At 70.0% G+C, this 21,029-nt stretch carries 19 protein-coding genes and 1 pseudogene; 6 read left to right on the top strand and 14 right to left on the bottom strand.

The features are described 5' to 3' along the window. Window positions 1-463 precede the first annotated feature (463 nt). Window positions 464-643: pseudogene (locus tag ACFZBU_RS35580) on the bottom strand (IS110 family transposase); the annotation flags it as partial. 107 nt (window positions 644-750) lie between these two features. Between ACFZBU_RS35580 and ACFZBU_RS35585 the strand changes: the two are divergent. From ACFZBU_RS35585 to ACFZBU_RS35595, 3 genes are all read left to right on the top strand, one after another. Further along, entirely contained in the window at window positions 751-1,110 is a 360-nt protein-coding gene (locus tag ACFZBU_RS35585; RefSeq protein ID WP_391587868.1) for a hypothetical protein, read from the top strand. Next, on the top strand, window positions 1,103-1,369 hold the full coding sequence (locus tag ACFZBU_RS35590) for a hypothetical protein (RefSeq protein WP_391587869.1): 267 nt from the start codon (window positions 1,103-1,105) through the stop codon (window positions 1,367-1,369). Before ACFZBU_RS35585 ends, ACFZBU_RS35590 begins: the two co-directional genes overlap by 8 nt. 290 nt (window positions 1,370-1,659) lie before the next feature. After that, window positions 1,660-2,652 (top strand): ankyrin repeat domain-containing protein, encoded by a 993-nt coding sequence (locus tag ACFZBU_RS35595; RefSeq protein ID WP_391587870.1) that lies wholly within the window; start codon window positions 1,660-1,662, stop codon window positions 2,650-2,652. Window positions 2,653-2,673: 21 nt separating this feature from the next. Here the strand turns inward: ACFZBU_RS35595 and ACFZBU_RS35600 are convergent, their stop codons facing one another. From ACFZBU_RS35600 to ACFZBU_RS35610, 3 genes are all read right to left on the bottom strand, one after another. Then, the gene (locus tag ACFZBU_RS35600; protein ID WP_391587871.1) at window positions 2,674-2,994 is read right to left on the bottom strand and encodes a hypothetical protein; all 321 of its coding nucleotides are present in this window, start codon (window positions 2,992-2,994) and stop codon (window positions 2,674-2,676) included. Window positions 2,995-3,382: 388 nt separating this feature from the next. Continuing rightward, window positions 3,383-4,951 (bottom strand): alpha/beta hydrolase, encoded by a 1,569-nt coding sequence (locus ACFZBU_RS35605; RefSeq protein WP_391587872.1) that lies wholly within the window; start codon window positions 4,949-4,951, stop codon window positions 3,383-3,385. Next, window positions 4,948-5,436 carry a hypothetical protein gene (locus ACFZBU_RS35610; protein WP_391587873.1) on the bottom strand — a complete coding sequence of 163 codons (489 nt, stop codon included), beginning with the start codon at window positions 5,434-5,436 and terminating at the stop codon, window positions 4,948-4,950. The genes ACFZBU_RS35605 and ACFZBU_RS35610 overlap by 4 nt, the downstream gene beginning before the upstream one ends. Window positions 5,437-5,696: 260 nt before the next feature. On the opposite strand from ACFZBU_RS35610, the gene ACFZBU_RS35615 reads away from it, so the two are divergent. Then, window positions 5,697-5,858 (top strand): hypothetical protein, encoded by a 162-nt coding sequence (locus ACFZBU_RS35615; protein WP_391587874.1) that lies wholly within the window; start codon window positions 5,697-5,699, stop codon window positions 5,856-5,858. 56 nt (window positions 5,859-5,914) lie between these two features. On the opposite strand, the gene ACFZBU_RS35620 is transcribed toward ACFZBU_RS35615, so the two are convergent. Beyond that, complete coding sequence (locus ACFZBU_RS35620) at window positions 5,915-6,298, bottom strand: MerR family transcriptional regulator (protein WP_391587875.1); 384 nt, start codon at window positions 6,296-6,298, stop codon at window positions 5,915-5,917. Between the two features lie 78 nt (window positions 6,299-6,376). Here ACFZBU_RS35620 and ACFZBU_RS35625 point away from each other — a divergent pair, with 78 nt between their 5' ends. Then, complete coding sequence (locus tag ACFZBU_RS35625) at window positions 6,377-7,036, top strand: SDR family NAD(P)-dependent oxidoreductase (protein WP_391587876.1); 660 nt, start codon at window positions 6,377-6,379, stop codon at window positions 7,034-7,036. A gap of 802 nt (window positions 7,037-7,838) precedes the next feature. Here the strand turns inward: ACFZBU_RS35625 and ACFZBU_RS35630 are convergent. After that, the gene (locus ACFZBU_RS35630) at window positions 7,839-9,449 is read right to left on the bottom strand and encodes an ABC-F family ATP-binding cassette domain-containing protein (protein ID WP_391587877.1); all 1,611 of its coding nucleotides are present in this window, start codon (window positions 9,447-9,449) and stop codon (window positions 7,839-7,841) included. Between the two features lie 1,438 nt (window positions 9,450-10,887). On the opposite strand from ACFZBU_RS35630, the gene ACFZBU_RS35635 reads away from it, so the two are divergent. After that, entirely contained in the window at window positions 10,888-11,142 is a 255-nt protein-coding gene (locus tag ACFZBU_RS35635; protein ID WP_391587878.1) for a hypothetical protein, read from the top strand. Between the two features lie 221 nt (window positions 11,143-11,363). Here ACFZBU_RS35635 and ACFZBU_RS35640 read toward each other — a convergent pair whose 3' ends face one another. The 8 genes from ACFZBU_RS35640 to ACFZBU_RS35675 form a co-directional block, all read right to left on the bottom strand. Next, window positions 11,364-11,939, bottom strand: a complete 576-nt coding sequence (locus tag ACFZBU_RS35640) for a cysteine hydrolase family protein (protein WP_391587879.1) — start codon at window positions 11,937-11,939, stop codon at window positions 11,364-11,366. Continuing rightward, window positions 11,936-13,300: an MFS transporter gene (locus ACFZBU_RS35645; RefSeq protein WP_391587880.1), complete on the bottom strand. Its 1,365-nt coding sequence runs from the start codon at window positions 13,298-13,300 to the stop codon at window positions 11,936-11,938. The genes ACFZBU_RS35640 and ACFZBU_RS35645 overlap by 4 nt, the downstream gene beginning before the upstream one ends. Before the next feature lie 71 nt (window positions 13,301-13,371). Beyond that, entirely contained in the window at window positions 13,372-15,105 is a 1,734-nt protein-coding gene (locus tag ACFZBU_RS35650; RefSeq protein ID WP_391587881.1) for a hydantoinase B/oxoprolinase family protein, read from the bottom strand. Next, complete coding sequence (locus ACFZBU_RS35655) at window positions 15,102-17,198, bottom strand: hydantoinase/oxoprolinase family protein (RefSeq protein ID WP_391587882.1); 2,097 nt, start codon at window positions 17,196-17,198, stop codon at window positions 15,102-15,104. Before ACFZBU_RS35655 ends, ACFZBU_RS35650 begins: the two co-directional genes overlap by 4 nt. Window positions 17,199-17,378: 180 nt before the next feature. Then, the gene (locus ACFZBU_RS35660; RefSeq protein WP_391587883.1) at window positions 17,379-18,515 is read right to left on the bottom strand and encodes a pyridoxal phosphate-dependent aminotransferase; all 1,137 of its coding nucleotides are present in this window, start codon (window positions 18,513-18,515) and stop codon (window positions 17,379-17,381) included. Between the two features lie 170 nt (window positions 18,516-18,685). Continuing rightward, complete coding sequence (locus ACFZBU_RS35665; RefSeq protein WP_391587884.1) at window positions 18,686-19,399, bottom strand: GntR family transcriptional regulator; 714 nt, start codon at window positions 19,397-19,399, stop codon at window positions 18,686-18,688. Window positions 19,400-19,482: 83 nt separating this feature from the next. Continuing rightward, window positions 19,483-20,166 (bottom strand): CoA transferase subunit B, encoded by a 684-nt coding sequence (locus ACFZBU_RS35670; RefSeq protein ID WP_391587885.1) that lies wholly within the window; start codon window positions 20,164-20,166, stop codon window positions 19,483-19,485. Window position 20,167: 1 nt separating this feature from the next. Then, window positions 20,168-20,938, bottom strand: a complete 771-nt coding sequence (locus tag ACFZBU_RS35675) for a CoA transferase subunit A (RefSeq protein ID WP_391587886.1) — start codon at window positions 20,936-20,938, stop codon at window positions 20,168-20,170. Between the last annotated feature and the right edge of the window lie 91 nt (window positions 20,939-21,029).

The raw sequence follows: 21,029 nt of genomic DNA on the forward strand, positions 1-21,029 counted from the left end.
CGTCCGAGTACTCCAGTACGAGAACGTTCCGGCGGCACGCCGATGCACCGCACCGAACACCGCGACGGGGCAAACGTTGCCGGGCGCGGCACTAGGAGCCGCTGTCGAACGACGCCACGGTTTGCCGGTATGCCAGGGATTTCGGCCGATCATCACCGAACAGCTGGTTTTGGGCCATTTCCGTCAGGAGGGTGGCTGGGCACTCGATTGGTGTTCGGCCTGACGGGGCAGTTCGCGCGAGCGCCGGGCGCCCGAGCCCTGTGCCGTCGGTGGATCGGTCGGGTCCAGCGGCATGAACCCTGAGTAGTGAGCCTGGGAGGCGACGGTGACGATTCCGGTTGGGCCGCCGCGTTGCATTGTCAAGGGGAGCGGCCGCCGGTTTGAGGTGGCGGGCAAGTCGTGTCCATTCCTCGTCTTGAAGACCGCCGGAGCGAAGACGGAAAAAGTGCCTCTATGGCTTTCGTCAAGCTGTAGCCGGTGTGGGTGACTGGTAGAGAGTGTCGTCGCGGAGCATGGCGAAGAGGACGTCGACGCGGCGTCGTGCCAGTGAGACGAGGGCTGCGACGCGATGTTTTCCTTCCCGGCGTTTGCGGTCGTAGTAGGCGCGTGACTCGGGTCGGGAGAGCGAGGCGAACGCGGCGAGGAGCCCACCGGCTTGGCCTGACCGGGCCCGTTGTGCTCCGGCAGGTTCATGGTGGTGGGGGCGTGGGTCGGATGGTTCTGGTTGACTGGGCGGTGGAGGAGGAGACCATGACAGCCGAGCACGCCGAGTGGGGCGACGAGCCGCTGATTCCGATGCCGCCCTTGAAGATCCGGGCGCTTCGTGAGGCGGTGGCCGTGCTGAGCCCGACCTATCTGCCGGAGTTCCAGCAGGAGGAGGACGAGGCCCTGGACTGGGTCGCCGAGAACCTCCAACCGAACGCGGTACGGCTCTTCCTGCGCAAATGGGCCGTGTTCGTGGCGATCGAGCGCCGCCCAGCCCTAGCGCGACGTCTGCGCGAGTTGGAGCGTGTCGTGGCGCGGTCGAACGATCCCGGTGAGATCCGGGACGCCGGGACCGAGATCGCCCGACTCCGCGCCGAGGCGCACCGCGAGATCGCCGGTGAGTGACTGGTCCTGGGAATGGCTGCCCAGCCTGGAAGAGGTCGCCGCGGGTCTGCCGTCCGAGGTGCTGTCCGCCGTCGAGAAGGCCGCCGCGGACCTGGCCACGGTCAACTCCATGGTCTATCTCGACGGAGTCGACTTCCAGGGCACCGGCCCGGGCATTCGCACCCACAGCGACCCGGCCCGCAACCTCCTCTTCGAATACCTCACCGTTCCCCGCCAGGAATGCATCTACATCACCCAGGTCACCTGGCTCGGACCCTGACCCCCGCCCCCTGCCGTCGCCCGTGCCGCCCGCTCCGGAACCCGGACGGTGGCACGCGGACGAGTCCCGATGCCGACTCTGAAGTCGCGAGGGTTCTGTGTAATAGCTGTTGCCCGGCATGATCTCCCCTGCGAACACGCCGAGTTCATCCATCGAGGAAGTCGCGTCGTGAACCGCGCGCGACGCATCGGTCGTATCGGTGCCCGGCGGTGCGGGACGCGGCTGCGACCGCCTGATCCGGTGTGTCGCCGGTGTCCGAGCCGTGTGCGAGTGTCCTGGGGGAGCTCCGCATGGGGCTTGTCGGGTCGCGGTTGGAGGGGTGTTCGGTGTCGGTGCGGGGGGATGGTTGGGCCGGTTTCGGCTGGGATTGGAAGGACCATGACGACATCCGTCGTCGCCTCGACCGGGGCGCCGACCCGGAGGTGTGGCGCGGGGGGCGGCCCCTGCATCGTGCGGCTGTGTTCGGCTCTCCCGAGGTGGTTGCGGAGTTGGCCCGGCGGGTTGCGGACGTGGACGCGCTCGAGGACGGGGTGACGGCGTTGTGGGAGGCCGTCGTGTCCGGGAAACCGGACAACGCGCGGGCCCTTGCCGCCGCCGGGGCCGATCCGTGGCGGCGGTCGGTCGGCGGTTGGTCACCGGGGCGGCTGAGCCTGGCCGGGCCCACCCCGGACGTGTTCACCGTGCCGCCCGGCGAGCGCCTGACCGACGCGGAGCGCGCGGCGGCACAGGACGCCGGGCGGCTCGTCGCGGCGCTGGGCAGCTTCCACGTCGAGGGCACGGGATTGGCCTGCGTGGCCGGGATCGACGCGGCCGAGGCGATCCGCCGCCTCGAGGCGGCACCCGCACCCGCCCACATCATCGACGCGGCGCTCGAAAATCCGCACGCCGTCGAACGGGACGAGACCCTGCGGATCGTCGGTGTGACGTCCGTGCCGGGCGGCTGCGCGGTGACCCAGCCGTGGGGGTATGCGCCGCAGATGCCGGGCGTGCTGACCCGGTTGTCCGTGGGAACCGTCTGCTACGGCCTCTACGCCAACCCCAAGAGCGGCAACCAGGGCGCGATCGCACGTGACGGAGCCATCGAGGGCTGGGACCTGCATCCGGGCGGCGGACCGTACGAGGACGACACCCCCGAGGAGGTCTTGGCCGCCTACCTCTACCGGTACAACGCGGTGGCCTTCACCTTCGCCTTCGCGGGACTGCGCCCGACCGAAGCGCGGGCGGTCGTCGGACCCCCCGACCTGTGGGTTCGATTGCCGGAACGCGACTACCGGAAACACTGACACCGCCGAGGCCGAACAGCCTCAACGGCTGTGTGGGTCGGCGTCACCGGTGGGGCCGAGGCCGAGGCGTCGGGCGTTCGCGGTCCGGTGGACCCGGTCGCGGGTCGGCAGGGCCGCGATGTCGTCGCGTTGGCAGGCGTCGATCACGGCCAGAGCCTGAACCCTGGTCCAAGCCGCACACGCCTCGGCGAGTTCGGCGAACTCCGCGCCCCGGTCCGGTGAGGCTCGGCGGACCGCGTCGGCGAGCAGGTTTCCGGGCCGTTCGGACCAGGATCGGTCGATCCGGGTGGTGCGCACGAGCACGCCCAACCACTCCCACCAGGCCCCGGGCAGCGGCGACACGCTCGGAGGGGTCGGCGAGGAGTCGGAGAAGGGCCGGGAGCGGGAGGTTGCGGTGGGGCGCAACAGCTCGGCGGACGCGGTCTTCCGGGTCGGATGCCGGCTTCTCGGCAGTTTTCGTGGGTGGATTCGGATCGCGGGGCGCGAAGGACCGGAGCCTGGGCTCGGGGTCGGTGGCGAAGCGGCGCACGGGCGCAACTCCTTGGTCTGCCACCCGCGTTGACCGCCCGCAAACTGACCGGCAGGACAGTGACCCGGCGTCGGCGAAACGGCCGGCACCGGTCGACGACGAGGCGCCCTCGATCGGCTTCGGAGCCGGTCGAGGGCGTGTGTCGGGTGGGCGGGGGAGTCGGGGTCGGGCGGGGTCGATCGGTGCGCGACGCGCGTGGGGTCAGAACGGGCCGATCGGTGGGCGAGGCGGGTGAAGGGTGGCGCCGCGAGGCCGGCTTGCGTCCTGTGCGATCGACGGGTCGTGGAAGCAGAAGAGGTCGCGCGGGGGCAGGGTTCCGGTGCTCAGGAAGTCGTGTGCTCGGGTGAGCGCGCAGGACGGCGCCTCGGGGTCGTAGGCGCCGTGGTTTCCTCCGTCCACGGTGATCATGCGTGCTCGCTTGCCCAGGGCGAGGCGCATGCGCAGTGCGCCCGGATAGGGCGTGGCCGGGTCCCGGGTGGTTTGGAGCAGGAGGATGTTGCTCGCTCCGCGGTCGGTGATCCGTACGGCCGGCTCGACCGGTTCGGGCCAGAACGCGCACGGCCAGATGTTGGTGCCCATGCCGCCCAGGATCGGGAACAGGGCCCGGTTGAGCGTTACTTCGCGCTGGTAGTGGGCGATGTCGCGCGGGGCACGGCTGTCTCCGCAGGTCACCGCGAGCAGTACGGCTGTGTCGTTGTCCCGGGGGATGCCGGGCGTGCTCGGCCACTCGCCCCACGGGGGAGGCGGCCCGGCACCGGCGACGAACCGCCACCACGCGGCGAATTCCGGGAACTGCAGGGTGTGGTACGAGTACGCCTGATAGATGGCTCGGAACAGGTTGCCGGTGACGGGACCCGCTTCGGGGTGTCGCGCCGGGGAGCGATCGAGACGCTGGACCGTGTCGAGGTAGCCCCGGCGTACGGCGGCAGGGGTGGTGCCGAGGCCGAGGGTGTCGTGCCGTTCGGCCGCCCAGGCGGCGAAGTCCGCGAACCGCGTGTCGAACCCTGGGTCCCAGGACGCCCATCGATCGTGCCAGGTGACGTCGGGGTCGACGTTGGCGTCGAGGACGACCCGGTCGGTGCGATCGGGGAAGAGTTCGGCGTACACCGCTCCCAGGTAGCTGCCGTAGGAAGCGCTGAGATAGGAGAGCTTGCGTTCGCCGAGGGCGATTCGGATCCGGTCCATGTCGCGCGCGGTGTTGGCCGTGGTCACGTGCGGCATGAGGGCGCCGCCGTTGGCGAGGCAGTCGCGCGCCAGAGTACGGGCGAAGTCCGCGTTGTCCGCGATCGATCCGTCCGGCGCCGGAAACGGGAAGAGACGCTCGTTGGTGATTTGGGTGGTGCGTCCACACGTGATCGGCGTGCTGTAGCCGAGACCGCGCGGGTCGAAGCCGATCAGGTCGAAGCGGTCCAGGACGTCCTGCGGATACAGGTTGACGAACGTGCTCGGCCGGTTCAGGCTCGCCGCGCCGGGCCCGCCCGCGTTGTGCAGCAGGATGCCGCGGCGCAGCCCCGGCTTGGCCGTGGCCAACCGGGACACCGCGATCTCGATCGTCGGGCCGGCCGGGGCACGGTAGTCCATCGGTACACGCAACGTCGTGCACCGTAGTCGCGGGTCGACGGGAACGCCGTTGGGGTCGGGCGGACAGGTCGTCCAGGTGAGCGTCGGTGGTCGTGAAGGGGCGGCCTCGGCCGGAATCGCGGCGGTCAGCGTGGCCATGAGCGCGATCACCACTGCCCCGCGGACGGCATCGCCTAATCGTCTGATCATAGGTCTAGACCATAAGGAAGGGGCGGGTGCCGCGTCACCCCCGAACGGACGCCGGTTCGGGGGTACTTGGCCCACCGGCTCCACCCACACCACGCCACGGTGCGCTCGGCCCGGTTACGCGCGGCCTGCTTCGCCGCCTCGTCCGGGCCGGACGGGCCGGGACGCCGTCTCGCCTCCGACGCCGATCGGCCTCGGATCGGCGCACGTGCCGCCCGCGCCCCGTGCGTCGGGGCCGCACCGGCCGTGCGTCGGGTGTTCCAGGTGTTGACGCCGGCTTTGCCCCAGGCGAGTTCGAGGGCTTCGTCGATCTCGTCGTCGGCGGCCAGGGCGAGCGGGCGGTCCGCGCCGACGCGGTCGACGATCGCGTTGAGGGCGGTGCCGTAGCCGCGGACGGTGTTCGGGTTGTCGAGGGCGTCGACGAACGCGTCGGCGGCCGTGGCCACCGACCACGTCCCGCCCGCCGGCAGGTGCGCAATGTTGCCCATGCTTCGAGCCCGCCACGGATATCGGCGCCTGCTCGGGCACCCGGCGGAACCCGTTCGCGCAGGTCGGATCACCCGATGCGACAGATATCGGGGCGATATCCGTGTCGGCCGCGCCTCGGCCGGACGAGGTCGCCCCGCAGGCCCGTGGTGGAATCTCACCGGCAACAAGGACGGCACCTGGACACTGCACAGGCCGACGCCACCGGCACCCTGGGAGTCGACGGCGACGACACCGCCGTCCTGGGCGGATCCGGCACCCGATGGGCACTGCTGCCCGCGTTCTGCTCCAGCTGCCGGCCCTCGCCCACCAGGTCCAGGCCACCGGCCCGGGGCCGATCGACCAACTGTCCGATCAACCGCTCGTCCACCGCCGCGAGAGCCGCGGCATCGAGGCCATCCACCGCGTCCTGCAAGGGTTCTGACGTCATATCAGTCATCTGTCGATGTCACTCCCATGATCGGAGTCACACCGAACCTTTCACAGTCCCGCCACACCTTCCGTCTTGCGGAGTGCCACGGCCAAAATCGTGTCCAGTACGTGCCGGGAACCTTCGAGGTGCGTGATCGTCTCCGTGATGCGGGCGCTTTCGCGCCGCAACTCCTCGACGAAGGTCGGGCAGGCTGCGGAAGGCGTCCCGAGTCCGTCCTTGTCGTGCACGCAGTGGATCACCTTGGCGATGACCGCGGTGGGAAGTCCGGCGGCGAGCAGGGCTCGAATGTGGCGCACTCTTGTGAGGTCCGCTTCGGTGTACTCGCGGTAGCCGTTGTCCCGTCGGGTCGGTGTGAGCAGCCCCTGTTCCTCGTAGTAGCGCAACAGCCGCTTGCTGACACCGGTTTGATGTTCCAGATCGCCGATGCGCATCGGTCTCCCCTTGACCTTCACATTGATGTGACGCCCTACCGTCGCCAGTATCGCTGATCGGGAAAGGGAGAAACGTCCATGTCAGGTGCAGTGATCATCGGCGCGGGTCCGGGAATCGGCCAGGCGGTGGCACGTCGGTTCGCGGCGGCCGGGCTGCCGGTCGCGTTGATCGCCCGGAGCGAGCCGACGCTGAGGGCTGCGGCCGACGCCGTCGGGGCCGGTGGCGTTCCGGTCGTGACGGTACAGGCCGACAGCACCGACCGGGCGGGGTTGGACGCCGCTCTCGACACGGTCGTCGGCAAGCACGGTGTACCCGACGTCGCGGTGTACAACGCCGCACTCGTCCGGGCGGATTCACTCGGCGAGTTGTCCGTACAGGGCCACTTGGAGGCGTGGGCGGTCAATGTGGTCGGCGCGCTCAATGCGGCGGCTCACCTTGCGCCGGCCATGGCGGCACGCCGCAGCGGAACGTTCTTGATCACCGGCGGCATGCCCGAACCGAAGCCGCAGTACGTGAGCCTGTCCTTGGGCAAGGCGGGCGTGCGAACCCTGGTCGCCCTGCTTCACCAGCAGTACGGCGGATCCGGCGTGCACGTCGCGAGTATCACCGTCGACGGCCCGATCGCTCCCGGCACCGACTTCGACCCCGACGACATCGCCGAACACTACTGGCGGCTGCACACGCAACCACCACACCTGTGGGACCACGAGGTACTGCACGCCGGCCGATCCCGATGACCGGCGACACGGTACCGGGCGTCCGTGCCGGTCCGCTGCGCGACCGGCAGCAGCCGTTCGACTTCCGGCGGTTGCCCCGAGCGCACAAGGAACCGATGGTCCGCCACCTCGCCGAAGCCATCGTCCGCGGAGCGCTCTCGGCGCACGGCGACGGTACGAACTCGCCCACGTCGCGCGGTGGGCCGTTCCAGGGCGGCCCCTGGACCGCTCCCGCCCACAGGGCGAGTTGTGGCGCGCTGGTGGTCGCCCGCACCCCCGCGGCGGCCAACACCGCGTCGCCGCCGAGCGAGCACACCGCCACCCGGACGCCGCCCGTGCGCCCGGCCCGTTGCCAAGCGGTCACGGTCTGCACGAGGAGGTCGAGGGTCGGCGCCAGGACCAGCACCCGCCCGTGCGCTCTCCGGCGCACCGGAAGTGGGACACCGACCGGGGCGGTTACAGCAACAAGCGCAGGGCCGCCTGGGTTCGGTGTTTTCCGCCGGTTTCGTCGGCACCCTCGTCGTGCAGGCCCCGTCGGTGCATCACTCCACCGCTTGACACGGCCCCGCGCCCCGCGGCGCAGACGTGGGAGATCCGGTACGCGGTCACGGTCGGCTTCATCACCACCGAGGGCTACGAGTTCGGCCCTTCCGCGGAGGCCGGCGTCAACGCCGGGAGCGTCGACACCTGGCTGCCTCCGCGCTGCGCGCCGTCCTCACCCTTGCGAGTGGCCGATCCGCCGCCGCGGCGCCGAACGGCGCCCCGCCGTCCCGGCCGGGACGGCGGGGCGCCGCGTCACATGACGGCGCGCGTCATGCCCGCACTATCGGGGATCCACCGCCGTCAGGCCCCGCTCGTCGAGGTTCAGCCACCGCGTGATGCCGAGCCCGCGCAGGAACGACACGTCGTGGCTCGCCACGATCAGCGCACCCCGGTACGACTCCAGCGCGGTCGTCAACTGCCGCACGCTCGCCATGTCGAGGTTGTTCGTCGGCTCGTCGAGCATGAGCAACTGCGGCGCGGGCTCGGCCAGCAGCAGCGCCGCCAGCGTGGCCCGGAACCGCTCGCCGCCCGACAACGAGTCCGCCCGCTGGTCGGCCCGGCGTCCCCGGAAGAGGAACCGGGCCAGCCGCGCGCGGATCTCGTTGTCGCTCGCACCCGGCGCGAAACGGCCGACGTTCTCCACCACGGTCAGGTCGTCGAACAACAGGTCCAGGCGCTGCGGCAGGCAGCGCATCGGCACCTCCCGCCGCACCTCGCCGGTGCGCGGCTCGGTCAGCCCGGCGATGGTCCGCAGCAGCGTCGTCTTGCCCGAACCGTTGCGGCCGAGCAGCGCGATGCGCTCGGGCCCGCGTACGTCGAGCTTCACACGCGGCCCGAACCGAAGCCCGACGCCCGGCAGCGCCACGACCTGGCGGCCGTCCGGCACCTCGGTCAGCGGCAGGTCGACGCGGATCACGTCGTCGTCGCGTACCGCCTGCTCCGCCTCGGTCAGACGCTCGCGCGCGTCGGTCAGGCGCTCGCCGTGCATCGTGCGGTGCTTGCCCGCCGCGACCTGCGCCGAACGCTTGCGCTGGGCCATGACGACCTTCGGCTCGCGCTTGTTGTCCCACATTTTCCGGCCGTAGCGCTTACGGCGGGCCAGCTTGTCGTGCGCCTCGGTCAGCTCGCGCTCTTGGCGGCGTACGTCGGACTCCGCCACCCGCACCATGCGCTCGGCGGCCTCCTGCTCCACCTCCAGCGAGTTCTGGTACGCACTGAACGTGCCGCCGTACCAGCGCACTTCGCCGTCCCGGAGATCGGCCACCCGGTCCACCAGCTCCAGCAGCCCGCGGTCGTGGCTGACCACGACCAGGACGCCGGGCCACGCCTCGACCGCGTCGTACAGGCGTTCGCGCGCCACGAGGTCGAGGTTGTTGGTCGGCTCGTCGAGCAGCAGTACGTCCGGGCGGCGCAGCAATAGGCCCGCGAGAGCCAGCATGACCGACTCCCCGCCGGAGAGTTCGCCGGTGGTGCGGTCCAGGTCGAGGTGCGCGAGGCCCAGGCGCTCGAGCGTCGCGATCGCGCGCTCCTCGACGTCCCAGTCGTCGCCGATCGCCGCGAAGTGCGCCTCGTCGACCTCGCCCGCCTCGACCGCGTGCAGGGCCGCCCGTTGCGCCGCGATGCCGAGCACCGTGTCCACCCGGGCGGTCGTGTCGAGCGTGAGGTTCTGCGGCAGGTAGCCGAGTTCACCGGTGACTCGCACCGAGCCGCGGGTGGGCGCGAGGTCGCCCGCCATCAGGCGCAGCAGCGTGGACTTCCCGGCGCCGTTCAGACCCACGAGGCCGGTACGGCCCGGGCCGACGGCCATCCGGAAGTCGTCGAAGAGGGTGCTGCCGTCCGGCCACGCGAAACCGAGGTCGGTGCAGACGATGGACACGGTGAAGGTTGACATGGTTGATGCCTCCAGGGGCGCTCGCGGACAGTGCGGCGTCTGGGGATCCGCGGGCGCGCGGTGTATCGACCGGTGGAGGGGGAGGGCGGCAACGCCTGGGATCAGGCGGTCCCGAGGACCGGGAAGGCGGCTCCGTGCCGAGGTCGAGATCGCGCGCCTGCGCACCACGGTTGCCCGGGTGCGGTGCGGGTCTCCTGCCTCAGACGAGCAACGGCCTTCTCCTTCGGGTCCCGCCGGAACATGTGCGGCCCGAGCGACTCGGGCCAGTGCGAACCTAGGCGAGCCTCAGGCGTCCGGCAACGCAATTTCCGCGTCGTACGCCTTCACAAGCCGCTTCGGTGCGGTCAACCGCGGTGCCTCGGCGACGAGTTCGGCCGGTTCGTCGCGGCGCACGGTGGCCGGCGTAGTGCGGTGCGATGCCGTGGGCTCGGGCCGCCCGGTCGACGAGGTGGCGAACACCCCGGAGCGATCCGGGGTGTGCGTGTCGTGACCCGCACGGCGACGATTCGAGGTGGTGAGCCGGATGTTCGCTCCCAGCCATGCGGTTCGACCCGAGGACGTGCGGGAACTCGCCGCCTCCGGGGCGGTGATGCCGGCGTCGAGCGGTGATCATCGCTCGGGGTGGTCGCCCATGCAAGTACGCACGAAGTCGGATGCGCCGTGAACGCTCCCGGCGCCAGACTCGGGTGTCGATTTCGTGTCGAGGTGGAGGACGGGCACATGGGCGGGTCGAGGACGAGGCTCGGGGCCCGAGCGGCGGCCGTGGCCTTCACGGCGTTCGCCGTGCTCACGGGCGCGTGCAGCGCCGGCGACGAAGGGGACGACGCGCGGGTCGGGCCGCCCGGGGTCGGTTGTGGGCCGACGCGAACGTCGGGCTTGTCGGAGGTGTTCCCGGAGGTGTCCCGGTTGGGTCCCGTGCTCTCCGCACACTGGTGCGTCTGGTCCACCGACTTGCTCGAGAACGGTCGGCTGGGGCCGCCGGCGCCGTCGGACTATTACTACTACGCCGTCGTTCGCCTTGCGGACACCACGGCCGCGCAGGGATGGGGACCTTGGCGGCCGACCGAGAGGCCCTCGTGTGTACCGGTGCCGTTGCGTTCGTTCGTGCCTGCGGCCGGCCGGTGGGCGTCCAACGAGGCCGGTGTCCACCTGGACTCCGCCTCCGCGACGGCCGTGTTCGGTTGTGGCTCCTGACGAGGGTGCACACCGCGACGAGTCCTGCCCGGATGTCGCAGAAGTCGATCGGTGTCTCGATGTCGAGTGGATGTCTCATCCGGGATCCTCGGACGACTGACGTACTCCCTGGCTCTGCCGGAGAGCACGGCCCTCGCACACCTGGCACAACTCCCCGGCCTGCTCCCGGCGTTGACTGCCCGCAAGCTGACCGGCAGGACCCTCCGGGCGATCGCCCGCGCCCCTGACCGACCCGGCCAACCTGGTGAAGGTCACCGAACCGGACACCCGCACATACCTGGACGCGGCCGGCGAGGAAATCGCCGGCGCAGCGCGAACGATCCACGCCGTTACCCGTGCCCGTGCCGCCGATCCCGGCGAAGAGCCCCGTCCGCACCGGCGCCCCGGCCACACCACCACCGCCGGCGCCGACATCGCCACCGCCCGGCTCGACCGCGCCCAGGCCGAACTCGACGACGCGCTGCGCCGCCTCGGCGACACGCGCGGCACCGCAGCCTGACTCGTCCGGCACGGCCTTCTCCCGCGCCACCCTCGGCACGGCCGATCGGCTTCCCTCGACCCCGCCGGGCTCGTCTCACCTGCATGGCATTCCCAGCCCGGTCGAGGCCGCGACACGTTTCGTCGGCCATGTGGCATGGCGTCGGCGCGCGTTGGCCCGCGCGACACCCGGTTTCACCACCCGCACCGCACACGCACGCCGGGCCGTCGCGATGCTCAGGCTTAAAGGCGGTGGTCCTCGATCCAGGCCTGGGAGGTCGTTACCCGGGCGCCCCGAGCAGGGAAGACACGCTCCATGAAGAAGTCGTGGACGTCCGGCTCGGCGTCGGCGCAGGCGTTGCTCACGACGGTGACCCGGTAGTCGAGGTCGAGTGCGTCGACGAGGGTTGCCGCCACCATCGCGCCGGTCGCGACACCGGTCAGGACAAGGGAGTCGACGTGCCCGGCCCGCAGCAACAGGTCGAGGTCGGTGCCGGCGAAGGCGCTGGTCCGCCGCTTGCCCACGACGGCTTCGTCCGCCCGTGCCTCCAACTCCGCGGCGATTTCGGTGGCTTCCGCACCTTCGTGGAAAAGGTTCCCGGCCTGGTGGAACCGCTGGAACAGCGGGTTGTTCGCCGAGACGTCGGCGCCTGTGGGCCGCAGATGGGTGCGCACGAAGATCACGAGCAAGCCGTCGGCCCGCGCTGCGGGCAGCAGCGACAACAGAGCGGGAACGGGTTGCCGGGCGAAGGGATAGCTCGCGAGGATGCCCTTTTGCATGTCACCGACGATCAAAGCCGGATTCGCCGGCGCGATCATGCGATCTTCTCCTTCTCGGACGGCTGGAGCACCTGACGACTCGTTCCGTCGTGCTCCGCCTTGCGCCCGGCGGTGAGGAGGATTGCCGCGCCCGCGACCAAGATGAGGGCGATGGTCAGCAGCGCGTAGGTGTAGCTGCCGGTCGTGTCGGCGATGAAGCCGGTGAAGTAGGGGCCGACGAAGCCGCTGATGTTGCTCACCGAGTTGATCACAGCGATGCCCGAAGCGGCGGCCGCGCCGGTCAGAGACAGCGGCGGCAGCCGCCAGAACTGGGGCATGGCCGTGTAGATACCGGAGACGCTGAGGCAGAACGACGCGATGAAGATGACGTTGTCGTGCGTGAACGTGGCTGTCACCAGGCCGACGATTCCGACGCCCATGGGAATCACGGTGGCGGACACCGCCGACATGCCGGAGGCGACCTTGGGCCAGACCGCCATGGCGATGATCGCGAACGCCGACGGGATGCCGGCCAGCAGCACACTGCTGACGTTCGACATGCCGGAGACGCTGCCGGTCAACGTGGAGATCATCGTGGGGAGGAAGAAGGCGATCGGGTACAGGCCGAAGACGATGGCGAAGAAGGCCAGCGCCAGCGTCCAGACCCGCGCGCTGGTGAGGGCCTGGCGCACGCTGGACAGCGCGCCACGCGCTTCCTGCTCGGATGTTTCCTGCGCGAGCCGGCGTTCGATGGCTTCCTTCTCGACCGTCGTCAGCCACTTGGCGTCGCGGGGCCGGTCGGGCAGCATCGTGAAGACGAGGATTCCGGCGAGGAGGGTGATGGCCCCCTCGACCAGGAACAGCGATCTCCATCCGGCCAGTCCGGTGAGACTCTGCCCCCAGGACAGGAGGGCGGCGGCCAGGGGCGAGCCGATGATGCCCGAGAGCGGAATCATCATGAAGAACGCCGACAGGGCCCAGGCCCGGTACCTGCGAGGAAACCAGCCGGTGAGGTACAGGAGGATGCCCGCGGCCAGTCCTGCCTCGGCGAAGCCGAGAAGGATCCGCATGACGTAGAGCTGGCCGACGTTTTGCACCGCCGCCGTCGCCATGGTGACCGCGCCCCAGGTGACGAGGATGCGCGTGATCCACCGTCGTGCCCCGAACCGGCGCAGCATCATGTTGCTCGGCACCTCGACGAGGACGTAGCCGATGAAGAACAATCCGGAGGCAAGTCCCATCTGCGAGCCGGAGATGCCCAGGTCCTTGCTGAGGGGCACGGCCATGTAGCCGAGATTGGCGCGGTCGATGTAGCTCATGACGTAGGCGATTCCGATGAGCGGGATGATGCGTATGCCCACCTTGCGCCACAGCCGGCGCATGGATCGGTCGGTGGAGGCGGGGACGGTGACCTCGGCCATGACGGTGACCTCTTCTCAGGCGTGGTACAGCGGATGCTCCGGGGCGCGGCCGGGCAGGGGAGAGCGGCCGTTCAGCGGTGGTGAGCGGAGCGGAGTTCCTGCGTGGCGGCGGTGTCGACGGTGCCGGTGGGCGTGATGACCACCCCGTAGTCGCGGGCCGCGCCGGCGACGGTCACTTTCTGGTCGAGCACGTCCTGCAGGACCCGGTCGGCTTCCCGGGTCAGGGCGCTGCCGTGACCTCCTCCGCCGGCGGTGACGTGGCGGTGGCGGTCGCCGGCGACCAGGGTCCGGACGACCTTGGTCGGCAGGATCTGCTCCTGCGGCGTTCCGGTGTCGAGGATGTTGGACGAGGGCGTCCCCGGTCCTCCTCCCGCAAGGCCGTAGGGGAGGTGCCGGCGCCGGTCCGAACGGATCTGTACCGAGGCCTCGGGGTGGAGGATCGTCATGTCGCGGAAGGTCGACAGGCCACCGCGCCACCTGCCCGGCCCGCCGGTGTCGGGGAGATAGCCGTAACCGTCGATGCGAAGGTGCCCGGACTGCTCGAGCTCCTCGATCGGCGTGTTGGCGAGGTTCGCACCGAGCGGGCTGATGCCGTCCACCCCGTCGCGGTCGGGCCTGGCCCCCCAGGCGCCGCACAGGACGTCCCACAGGACGGTGCTGGATCCGTCCTGCTCGGTGACGCCGATCGCGATGGAGTCGGGGCCGCCGTCGCCGGCGGCAGGGACTCGGTGGGGGAAGACCGGTGCCAGCGCGCCCAGGACGGTATCGATGATGCGGTAGGCGACCAGGCCGCGTGCCCCGCGGGCGGACGGGCGTCTGCCGTTGAGGATGCTGCCTTCGGGGATGACGAACGTGAAGGGGCGATAGAACCCGCTGTTGGCCGGGATGTCGGATCCGAGGGCTCCCTGGATGGCGGCGTAGGAGGCGGACTTGGTGAACGAGGCGGTGGCGTTGAGCGCCGAGGCGACCTGCGGGGACGATCCGGTGAAGTCCAGGTGCAGGGCGTCGCCGACGATGTCGACGGTGACGCGGAAGGGGATGGGGGGCGAGCCGAGCCCGTCGTCGTCGATGTAATCCTCGAATGTGTAGCTGCCGTCGGCGGCTTCGGTGACTGCGGCACGCAGGAGGGTCTCGGAGTAGTCGAGGAGTTCGTCGATCAGCACAGCCAATTCGTCGGTTCCGTGGCGCCTGGCAAGTTCCTTCAGTCCTTCGCCGCCGGCGTGGCAGGCGGCGAGTTGCGCCTCGAGGTCACCGCGCAGCAGGCCGGGCTCGCGTACGTTGCGCAGGATCAGGGCCAGGAACGTTTCGTTCAGTACGCCCGCTGCGACCAGGCGGGACGGTGGGATCTGGACGCCTTCGGCGAAGATGCTGGTGGACTGCACGGCCATCGATCCGGCGGCCCAGCCGCCCACGTCGGCGTGGTTGACGACGGTGACCGAGTAGCCGATCAGTTCCTGCTCGTCGGTGAAGACCGGCCCGACAGCGAAGATGTCGGGCAGATGCATGCCGCCCAGGTCCGGATCGTTGAGCAGGTAGACGTCGCCGGGACGGACGGTGTCCCCGAACGCGTCCAGGACGGCGCTCATGGCCTCGGGGATGGAACCGAGGTGCACCGGGCAGGTGTTGGCCTGCGCGATGACCCGCCCGGAGGCGTCGCACAGCGCGGCCGAGAAGTCCATGCTGGAGGCGACGATCTGCGAGTGGGCCGTACGCAGGATGGTGATCGCCATCTCGTCGGACAGTCCTGTTACCGCGTTGCGGAACACCTCGAATGTGGCGGCGTCGCGGATGGGGTGCGGGCTCATGACGATTCCTTGGTGGCAGTGGTCCAGCGGATGACGATGTTGTCGAGGCTGTCGCGGTGCGCGGTGGCCCCCGGCGGCACCAGGGTCGTCGAGTCCATGTCCTCGATGACCAGCGGTCCGGGCACGCGGTGGGCGGGCAGTTCGGCGCGGGCGATGACCGGGGTGTCTTGCGTGCGGTCGAACCGGCAGGCCCGGGAATGGGCGGGGCGGGAGTGCTGCGGGAGCAGACGCAGCGCACGGTCGATGGTGATGGGGTTGCGTACCGTGCCCCGCACGCGGATGTTGACGATCTCGATCAGTTCGTCACCACCCGCGCGACCGTAGGTCCGGCGGTGCTCGGCGTGGAACCGCGTGCGGGCTCCGGCCATGAGGGCGGGGGTGACGGTGCCGTTGGGGATCACGATCGGGAGTTCGAACCGCTGGCCGTGGTAGCGCATGTCGAGGACCCGCTGCACATCGGCTTCTGCACCCGGCGCGGCTTCCCGCAGCGCCCGGGTGATGTCCTCGGCCATACGGTCGAACTCGGCGGTGAGCACGCCGGGTTCGTCGAATTGGGGGCGGTGGGGTGCGACCGACTCGCGGGAGGTGTCGGCCACGAGCAGGCCGAGGCTGCTGAACAGGCCGGTGTGCACGGGAACGATGACGGTGTCGATGCCCAGTTCCTTCGCCAGAGCGGCACCGTAGAGGGGGCCCGCTCCTCCGAAGGCCACCATGACCGCGTCCCGCGGGTCGCGGCCGCGTTCACTCGTGACGGCCTTGACGGCCTTCGTCATGTTGGAGACGGCGACCTCGTAGGCGCCGCGCGCGGCAGCGGGGATGTCGACGTCCAACTGTTGGGCGATGGTGTCGAGGGACTTCTCGGCGAGGTCCGGACGGATCGCCACCCGACCCCCGGCGAGGGACCGGGGACTGAGGTAGCCCAGGACGACATTGGCGTCGGTGAGGGTGGGATGGTCGCCGCCGTTGCCGTAGCACGCGGGGCCGGGCCGGGAACCCGCGCTTTGGGGACCGACCCTCAGGGAGCCTGCCGCGTCCACGGAGACGATGCTGCCGCCGCCGGCGCCCACCTCGGCGATGTCGATGGAAGGCACCCGCACGGTGTAGCCGGCGCCCCGGCCCATGCTTCTCGTGAGGTTCATTCCTCCGCCGACCTCGTAGTCGGCGGCGACGAAGGGCTCCCCGTTTTCGATGAGCGAGGCCTTGGCGGTGGTGCCGCCCATGTCGAAGGCTACGACGGAGTCGAGGCCCATCAGTTGGGCGAGCTTCCGGACGGCGATGACGCCTGCGGCGGGGCCCGACTCGATGATCTGGACAGGCCGCCGCACCACGGACGCCGCGTCGAGGAGGCCGCCGCTGGACTGCATGATCATGAGGGGTTCGGTGATGCCCGCCGCGCGCAGCCCGTCGCTGAGCGCGCTGACGTAGTCGTGCACCTGCGGTCCGACGTAGCTGTTCACGACCGCAGTGCTGGTGCGTTCGAACTCCCTGATCTGCGGTGAGATGTCCACGGAGGCGGTGACGTACACGCCGGGCAGCAGTTCGCGCAGTTCGGCTGCGACACGTTGTTCCTCATCGGGGCGGACATGGGAGTTGATCAGACAGACGGCGACGGCCTCGATGCCCGCCGCACGGATCCGATCGGCCAGGTCGGCCACCTCGGCGCTGTCCGCGGCGGGCCTGAGCTCACCGTTCGCGGTGATGCGCTGATCCAGTTCGTAGCGGTGGCGGCGCGGCGCGAGCGGCACGGGCTTTTGCCAGGACAGGTCGTACAGCAGGGGGCGGCGCAGGCGGCCGAGTTCCAGGACGTCCCGGAAGCCTTTGGTGGTGACCAGCGCGGTGCGCGCGCCGCGCATTTCGAGGATCGCGTTGGTGGCCACGGTGGTGGCGTGCAGCATCGCGTGGACCTCATGCGTCTCGACGCCCGCGTCACCGAGCGCGGCGGCCGTCCCTTCCAGGACCGCGGTGCCGAAGTCGGGCGGAGTGGAGAGAACCTTGACGGGCAGGACGCGGCCGTCGGGCCCGAGGGCGATGACGTCGGTGAAAGTGCCGCCGATGTCGGCACTGACGCGCCAGCCTTCGTCGCGACCGGTCATGGGTGCTCCTGACACGTTCGGCTCCTTCGGGGGTGGGCCTGGTTGACGCGGACGTCTCGCAGGCAGATGCGGGAGAATTGAGATCTCACAAGGTCTGACTGAGATCTTTTGCAATGCAGAGCGCGTGCCCACAGTGGGGGAGGGGCACGAAGCAGCCGGGGTTGCGGGTTCGGCGGGGGCTCAGGTGCGGCGGACGCCGGCGGTCAGGGAAGCCAGCCGGTCTGTGACTTCGGTGAGGGCGGCCGGGCTCCCGCCGTACAGCACGCGGGCATGGGTGGCCGGGCCCTGGAAGGCATCGCCTGCGAGAGCGGAGACACCATGGGACAGCAGCAGGTCCTCCAGTGCGCGGCCGGCCACGCCGAGCGGGCCGAAGTCGACGAAGGCGAAGACTCCCGCGTCGGGCGGCGGGGTTTCCAGGCCCGCCTGGGCCAGGCCGGCCACCAGTAGGTCGCGCCGCGCGCGCAGGGTCGCGAAGGAGGGTTCGATCCAGTCCTGCGGTCCGGTGAGGACGGCGACCGCGGCGGCCTGGGCGACGTCGCCCACGTTGATCACGTCCCATTCGAGTGCACGGTGGATCGGTTCCAGCAGGTGGGCGGGAGCGTGCACGTATCCCACCCGCCAGCTCGTGAAGGCGTAGTTCTTGCTGAGGCTGGTCACCGTGACCAGGTCGGGGTGGCGGTCGCGCAGCAGCATCTGGGGCTGGTAGCCGGGGCCGTCCCATACGTAACGCTCGTAGGATTCGTCGGCCAGGACGATCAGGCCGTGGCGCGCCGCCACGTCCAGAAGCTGCTCGAGCCGCTCCCGACTGGGAAGGTAGCCGGTGGGGTTGTTGGGATTGCAGATCAGCAGCGCCCTGGTGGCGGGGGTGACGGCGGCCTCGACGGCCGCAGGGTCGTGGTCCCATCCGCGCTTCTCCTGCGACGGCACATAAACCGCGCGGACTCCCGCCAGCCGGATCATGCCGTCGAAGAAGTAGGTGGGGGCCGGCACGAGGACCTCGTCGCCCGGGTCCAGAAGGGCACGGAGGACCACGCTCATGCCATGTTGCGCTCCGTGGGTGATGAGCAGTTCGGCCTCCGGATCCGCGTCGACCCCGAGAGTGATCCGCAGGTGATCGGAGATCGTTCGGCGCAGTTCGGCCGAGCCCCGGCTCCGGCGGGGGAAGACCCGGCCCGCCGCGGTCCGGGCGGCCTCGACGACGTGTGCGGGCATCGGCAGCACCGGGACGCCGCCCATGGGGATCAGGTCGGCACACGGCCCCGACGCGTCGGGCACGCGTTCGGCGAGTTCGAGGGCCGGCAGGCGTTGCAGGCGCATCGTGATTCCCTTCGGAGGCATTGCACGGCCGCAACGGGCGCCGTTCTGTGGGGGCCGGCTCACCTGAAGAGCGCTGAGATCTCTGATTGACTAACTGAGATCTCAGTTCATCACTGGGAAAACCTTCTGTCAACGGTTCCGGAACGTCCGGGGGAACTCGTCGTCGCGCGTCAGGACACCTGGATACTGGCCCCGGTAATCGAATCGCTGGACAGAAGCGCGCCGATGATGTGCTCCTGCGAGGTCCGCGTACGGGCGCTCATGGCCGCGCGGGCGGCGGCGGGGTCGCGCTCGCGGATGGCCTCCAGAATGGTGCGCCGCTGGTGTGCGGCCGTTGCCGAGAACGGCAGCGACTTCAAGGTGATCCGCAGGACGCGTTCCAACTCGTCGAAGGCACGGACGATCGACTGGGCCAGCATGTCGTTGCCGCAGCAGTTGGCGATGATGGCGTCGAACTCGAGGTTGGCCCGCAAGAAGTCGTCGACGCCGGCCCTGTCGCCCAACTCGTAGGATGCGTCCAGCAGTTTCTCCATGCGGGCCAGGCTCGGCTTCGGACAGCCGTGCTCCGCGGCCAGGCCCGCGGCCTCGGTCTCCAGGAGTTGCCGGAACGCACACAGGTCCCGGGTGCCCTTCACGGTCACCGGCAGGATGCGATACCCCGATCGGGGCAGCGCCTGGACCAAGCCGTCGCGCTGGAGACGGGTCAGAGCTTCCCGGACGGGCATGGTGCCCGCACTCGCCAGGCGCGAAAGGTCGGTCTTGGTGACGTGTGCGCCGGGTCGCAGTTCGAGCTCGATGATCTGCCGCTTGATCGCCAGGTAAGCGCGCTCCGTGGCATTCGAGCCGGCGTGATCGGTGCTGAGGATGGCCGGCAGATACTTCACCCGGCCATCCTAGCGATGATGATCCCAGTTGGTGTCTCTCAGATCTCAGAGGGTCTCACCGGCAGGCACCACCGGCCTCGTCGTCAAGGCTCGGGAAGCCATACGTCAGGGAGTGCGTGCGGCCGGATCATGCCGCGGGCGACCGTCAGGGGTGCGTCGGTGGCTGCGGCGACCTCGGCTACGGTGACTCCCGGGGCCGTCTCCACCAAAAGCAGGCCGAAGTGGGTCACGTCGACGACGGCGAGGTCGGTGATCACCCGGTGCACCACACTGCGTCCGGTGAGCGGCAGGGTGCAGCGCTGCACAAGTTTGGGTCGGCCGTCGCGCGTGGTGTGCTCCATGAGGACGATGACGCGGCGAGCGCCGTGCACGAGGTCCATCGCGCCACCCATCCCCTTGACCATGTGTCCGGGCACCGTCCAGTTCGCCAAATCCCCCGTCGCCGAGACCTGCATGCCGCCGAGGACCGCGGTATCGATGTGGCCGCCGCGGATCATCGCGAACGACAGCGCCGAGTCGAAGAAGGACGCGCCGGGCCGGGTCGTCACCGTCTCCTTGCCCGCGTTGATCAGGTCGGGGTCGACACGGTCCTCCTCCGGGTATGGGCCGACGCCCAGGATCCCGTTCTCGCTCTGCAGTACGACGTCGACGCCGGGCGGCAGGTGGTCGGGGATGAGCGTCGGCAGCCCGATGCCCAGGTTGACGTAGCTGCCCGGGGTCAACTCGCGTGCCGCTCGGGCGGCCATCTGTTCGCGGGTGAGCGCCATGTCAGTTCCCTGCCTGGTTGGTCGCAAGCGCGGTGGTGCGCTTCTCGATGCGCTTGTGGCCCGGGTCCGCGACCACGACCACACGCTGGACGAAGACACCGGGAAGGTGCACGTGGTCGGGGTCCAACGCACCCGCGGGGACCAGTTCCTCGACCTCGGCCAGGGTGATACGCCCGGCGACGGCCACCAGCGGATTGAAGTTCCGGGCGGAGGAGTGGAATACGAGGTTGCCATGGGTGTCGCCGACCGCCGCGCGCACCAGCGCGAAGTCCGTCGTGACGGATTCCTCGAGCACATGTTCCGCGCCGTCGAAGAGGCGGGTCTCCCGGACCGGCGAGGCGACCTCCACTGTTCCGTCCGCGGAGTACCGCCACGGCAGTCCGCCCTCCGCGACAACTGTGCCCACCCCCGCAGGCGTGTAGAACGCCGGGATGCCTGCGCCGCCCGCCCGGAGTCGTTCGGCCAGCGTTCCCTGCGGGACGAGTTCCACTTCCAGCTCGCCCTCCAGATACTGGCGCGCGAACTCCTTGTTTTCCCCGACGTAGCTCGATGTCATCCGAGCGATTCGCCGTGCGGCCAGCAGGATGCCCAGACCACCGTCATCGACGCCGCAATTGTTCGAGACCACACGCAGGCCCCCCGTTCCGCAAGCCAGGAGTGCGTGGATCAGGTCGTGCGGGATGCCGCACAGTCCGAACCCCCCGACCGCGACGGTCGCGCCGTCGGGGATGTCGGCGACCGCCTCGGCGGCGGATGCCCATGTCTTGTCCATAGTTCGAAGACGGTAGGGCCACGACGCCGGTGCGGATATGTATGAGGCAACCACACCCTGCGGCGATGTGATGGGTGGAACCGCCATGCCG

Origin of the sequence: Embleya sp. NPDC008237, from assembly GCF_042956465.1 — a bacterium.
GTDB lineage: Bacteria > Actinomycetota > Actinomycetes > Streptomycetales > Streptomycetaceae > Embleya.